General features: G+C 40.5%; 5 protein-coding genes. 4 read left to right on the top strand and 1 reads right to left on the bottom strand.

The features are described from left to right. The 4 genes from QZ019_RS09295 to QZ019_RS09280 form a co-directional block, all read left to right on the top strand. A partial coding sequence (locus tag QZ019_RS09295; RefSeq protein ID WP_295484488.1) for a PD-(D/E)XK nuclease domain-containing protein occupies positions 1 to 371 on the top strand: 371 nt, incomplete at its 5' end. A 128-nt stretch (positions 372 to 499) separates the two neighbouring features. Beyond that, entirely contained in the window at positions 500 to 1,333 is an 834-nt protein-coding gene (gene dapF, locus QZ019_RS09290) for a diaminopimelate epimerase (protein WP_295484487.1), read from the top strand. Continuing rightward, complete coding sequence (locus tag QZ019_RS09285) at positions 1,333 to 2,256, top strand: tyrosine recombinase XerC (protein WP_295484485.1); 924 nt, start codon at positions 1,333 to 1,335, stop codon at positions 2,254 to 2,256. The genes dapF and QZ019_RS09285 overlap by 1 nt, the downstream gene beginning before the upstream one ends. Then, the gene (locus QZ019_RS09280) at positions 2,253 to 3,017 is read left to right on the top strand and encodes an HAD-IA family hydrolase (protein WP_295484483.1); all 765 of its coding nucleotides are present in this window, start codon (positions 2,253 to 2,255) and stop codon (positions 3,015 to 3,017) included. Before QZ019_RS09285 ends, QZ019_RS09280 begins: the two co-directional genes overlap by 4 nt. A gap of 29 nt (positions 3,018 to 3,046) precedes the next feature. Here the strand turns inward: QZ019_RS09280 and QZ019_RS09275 are convergent, their stop codons facing one another. Next, on the bottom strand, positions 3,047 to 4,468 hold the full coding sequence (locus tag QZ019_RS09275) for a transposase (RefSeq protein ID WP_295484481.1): 1,422 nt from the start codon (positions 4,466 to 4,468) through the stop codon (positions 3,047 to 3,049). Between the last annotated feature and the right edge of the window lie 229 nt (positions 4,469 to 4,697).

Here is a 4,697-nt window from a genome sequence, read left to right as displayed (position 1 = left end):
ACAAAATCTTAAATGAATTCTCTTATGAAAGCGTAGTAAGTTTTAAAGAATACGCCTTTCGTGACGTTTATAAGGTGATGCTGCAGCTACTTGGCTATAACACTTATACTGAGTATCAAACGGCGCTTGGCAGAAGCGACTTATGCTTTGAGGATGACGAACATTTATACATCTGTGAATTTAAGGTTATAAGCAGTAACGATAATGTTCAAGAAATGCTTGAGGAAGCCAAAGAACAAATCAGGGAAAAGAGATACGGTTTAAGAATCACCGATAAAGAAGTAGTCACGCTTGCCGTTGTCATCGTCAATGACAATAAGGACAGAAAGCATCAGCCTATGCGTGAAGTTGCGGCGATAGCTGAGGTTTAGCTTGAATTCTGATTTTTTAATATTTTTTAAGCATAAATTTAAAAACTCAATATTCGTTTTTTAACTTTTTGTAGCAAGTCTTAAAGTTTTTCACTATCATGAAAAAGTTACAAAGAAGAGCTTAAAAAATGATTTTAAAATTTTCAAAAATGCATGGCCTCGGGAATGACTTTATGGTTGTAGACGGGGTTACTCAAAAAATTTTCTTTAGTCCTGAATTAATAAAGCGTTTGTCGGACAGACATTTCGGTGTAGGTTTTGATCAACTGCTTTTGGTAGAACCTCCATACGATCCTGAAGTAGATTTTCATTACAGAATCTTTAATGCTGACGGATCCGAAGTTCAAATGTGCGGAAACGGCGCCCGCTGTTTTGTGCGTTTTGTTGTGGATCATGGGTTAACCAATAAGCGTGATATCAAGGTCAGCACGGTCTCGGGAGTTTTACGTCTTAAATTAAATAATGATGATTCGGTTACCGTCAATATGGGTGTACCGCAGCTTGAGCCTGAAAAACTACCGTTTAAAGCGGATGTTCAAAGCGAATTTTACGAGTTATGCGTAAAAGGTTTTGATAACGTGAAAATCGGTGCGGTATCAATGGGCAATCCTCATGCCGTAATTAATGTTAAGGACGTTAAGACGGCTCCCGTTCATGAACTTGGAGCTTTAGTTGAAAGACATGAACGCTTCCCTGAAAGAGTTAATGTCGGTTTTTCGCAAAAAGTAAACGAGCATGAGATTAATTTACGCGTATTCGAGCGCGGTTGTGGAGAAACATTGGCTTGCGGTACCGGAGCATGCGCAGCGGTTGTTGCCGGTATCGTTCAGCAGCGGTTGGTTTCTCCGGTGAAGGTCAATTTGCCTGGCGGCAGTCTTAATATTTCATGGGAAGGAAAAAATTCTCCCGTAATGATGTCAGGACCTGCCGTATTGGTTTATGAAGGACAAATTGTTATCTGATGGATGAGCTTGAAAGGGACGCTGATTCCTTTATTGCGTATTTGTCAAATGAAAAGCGCTCCGGACCTAATACCGTAGCCTCTTATGACAGGGTGCTGCGTAAAGTTCTTGTCTCTTTAAAATACAACTTCCCTATGCTTAAAAGCTGGTCGGAAGTCGGTGAAAAAGAGATGCGCTTTTTGTTAAAAGAATTTAATTTCAGCTATGACGCTGAGCGTTTGTCTTCTGTGTCTGTAGCGCATGATATTTATGCTTTAAGTTCTTTTTTTAAATTTTTGATTAAAAAAAAGAAATTATCATCAAATCCCTGCTCTTTGATTCAAGCTCCCAAAGTAAGAAAGCCTTTGCCTAAAGTTTTGTCGTCTAATGAAATTGATAAGCTTTTTACCAGTGAACCCTCATCACCAAAGGAAATAAGAGACAGGGCTATTGCTGAATTACTTTTTTCTTCAGGCCTTCGCGTGGGGGAATTAGTTGCTTTAAATTTAGGCGATTTAGATGAAACGGCTCAGGAGGTCAGGGTTTTCGGAAAAGGCGGAAAAGAACGCTCTGTTCCGGTAGGTTCCCAGGCTTTAAATTGGATTCGGACTTATTTGAAAGTAAGAGACACTTTTAATCCGGAAGACACGGCGTTGTTTTTAAATCGTTTCGGCAGACGAATGACAACCAGAGCCGTTCAGCAGAATTTAGATAAGCTTGCTTTTAAATCAGGTCTTAGCATTAAAATCTCCCCGCATAAATTGCGTCACTCTTTTGCCACCGAGCTTTTAGGCAACGGCGCTGATTTGCGTATGGTGCAGGAAATGCTTGGTCACTCAAGTCTTGCGGCTACCCAAGTTTATACGCATATAAATTTTGCTAAACTGCATGAAATATTCAATAAAGCCCATCCTCGCGCCAAACTTCATAAGGAGGAGTCATGAAATTTTTTAAAAAGTTTGATGTAACTAAAGTTAAGGCTCTTTCTTTTGATCTTGATGATACTTTGTATGACAATCATCCTGTTATCAAGCGTGCCGAGGAGATTTTTGCCGTTTATTTGCAAAACCGCTACCATTTGCCGCCAAGTTTCGGCACTGATTCTTTCTGGTCTGCCATGAAGCTTGCGGAGGGGCTTAGACATCCTGAGTTTAAAGAGGACGTTACCAAGCTTAGGGTTCATACTCTATATGAGGGATTTAAGGCGTTAAATCGCCCTTTGCCGCAAGGCATGAAAGAGGCGGAGGAATTGGTGGCTTATTTTGTGTCTATACGCTCTAAAGCTAAAGTTCCCGATTCTTCTTTTAAGCTGTTATCACAGCTGCGTGAGCATTATCCGGTTGCCGCACTGTCAAACGGTAACTCGGATCTTAAAGTTTCCGGGCTTTTTAATTCATTTGATTATAATTTAAGACCGAGTTTTTCAGGTTTTAAAGCAAAGCCGCATGCCGATCTGTTTAATGCTTATGCATCCATGCTTAAGATAAAGCCTGAAAACATTCTGCATGTGGGGGATGAGCCTTATTCCGATGTTCACGGCGCCGTGTACGCCGGATGTCAATGCGCCTGGCTGTACCGTGGATTTGCAGGAGATTCACCCGGTTTTAATGAAATAAGAGTTTTGCCTCAAGTAGTACTTTCTAACCTTTGTGAACTTAAAGAATTACTTAATATCTCGACTTTCCGAGATAAAAAATTAAGATGAAGCCTTTCCGGCAAAGGCTTTTAAGCTCTTTAAAAACTGATATTGATTTTATCATTCACTTGATCATAAGTGATGCGGTCATTCGTAAACCGCAGGCAGAAGTCTCTGATAAAGTCGCTAATGGCGTTAAACCATGAGTTGATTTCATTTTCGACGATTGCTTTGACCGTGTCTATGCAGCCTTGTTTAATCGCACCGGCAGCTGCAAGTTTGTCGGGTAAAGAGAAAAAGCGTTGCAGTAAGGTTTGCAAAGCCACGGTAAAAGGTAAATCTTCAAGCGTGTCTTTAACGTTATTGAATATACTGCCCATGGTCGCAGGGTCGGATTCGGTCCTTCTTATCCACTCCATAGCGATGACTCTAATGATGCTTAAAGAGCTGAAGGCAATGGTAGAGTCGAAAGAGCGGCCTTGATTTTCTTTAGTAAGCTTAAGCAGATGCTTCATGCTCTTGAAGATTTGTTCAATGTTGAAACGTTTACCGTAGGTTTGAACGATTTCTTCATCACTTAGAGTTAAGTCAGTACTGAGAATAACCAAGAATTGTTTACGATTATTGTAATTGACGACATAAACGAGTTTGGCTTTGATTCCGGTTTTAAGCTTGACCTGAAGCGAGCCCAAGATATTGCTGTGACGGGAAGCGGATTTAATCTTTTTTCTCAGTTGATGCAGAGTATATTGTTTCTCTTGATAGGTATAAAAGCGCTTTTGAGAAAGCTTAACCATGCCGATGACATGAAGGTTGAGTTTTTTGACGGCGCTGATAAGAGGCACTTCGGTAAACCACGAGTCCATAAGGACATAAGAAGCGATAATTCCGGCATTCAAAGCTTCCTTTATCAGCTTGACTGCCAAGATTGTTTTCTTCTTTTGTGCTTCCTTGCGGCGTTCGGCACCGTGGGTTCTCTTATCGATGTCATTACGCTCCGGGCAAATGATTTTAGATGAAGAGACGACGGCATTGATTACGGGAACGCTGCTCAAGCCGTCAGTCCAAGCAAGCAGCAGATTGGTAAAGCCTTTAACCTGACGATGCGAGACATGGTCATAAGTTCTTGATAATAACTCGACCTTTTTGCTGCGCGGCCTTTCCATAATGGTGTCATCAAGGACAAAACATTTAGCACAAGTCATGGTCGGAGTGATTTTAAGTATCAGCTTCTGTGCAAGCAGCAGACACAGTTTGCGCCAATTCAGCTTGGGATTGGAAGTAATATCGTAAAAGACTTGGTCGGTGCAATTACATTGAGAATAGCCTTTGCGGGACTGCGTCTTTTGATGAATGCCCGAATAATTAAATACGGCGGTTAACAGCCCGTACATAACAATGAGAATGGGAACATCGCGCTTTTTATTGAAGCCGCAGGAATTTAACAATCTGCCGAAAGATAAATCTTTTAAGGCACCGCAAAAAGAGTTGTTGGAGAAAGAAGAAATATTGTTTATCATATATCAGCCGGTGGTTAACTGTATGTTTTTTAAGCAAATATATTATACCATTAACTTCCGGCTTTTATAAGATAAGCTATTGTTTTAGCAATAAAAAAACTCTTAAGATAACTCCTCTCCGATTGAAAATCCCGTTTCGTACAACAAAATTAAGCGATAAAATCAATATCGGTTTTTAAAGAGCTTAAAAGCCTTTGCCGGAAAGGCTTTGACTTAAATTTTTATCACG

The sequence above is a fragment of the uncultured Succinatimonas sp. genome, assembly GCF_905203285.1.
Lineage (GTDB): Bacteria > Pseudomonadota > Gammaproteobacteria > Enterobacterales > Succinivibrionaceae > Succinatimonas.
Note: the sequence above shows the minus strand (reverse complement) of the source record. Positions and strands in the feature narration are given on the sequence as shown.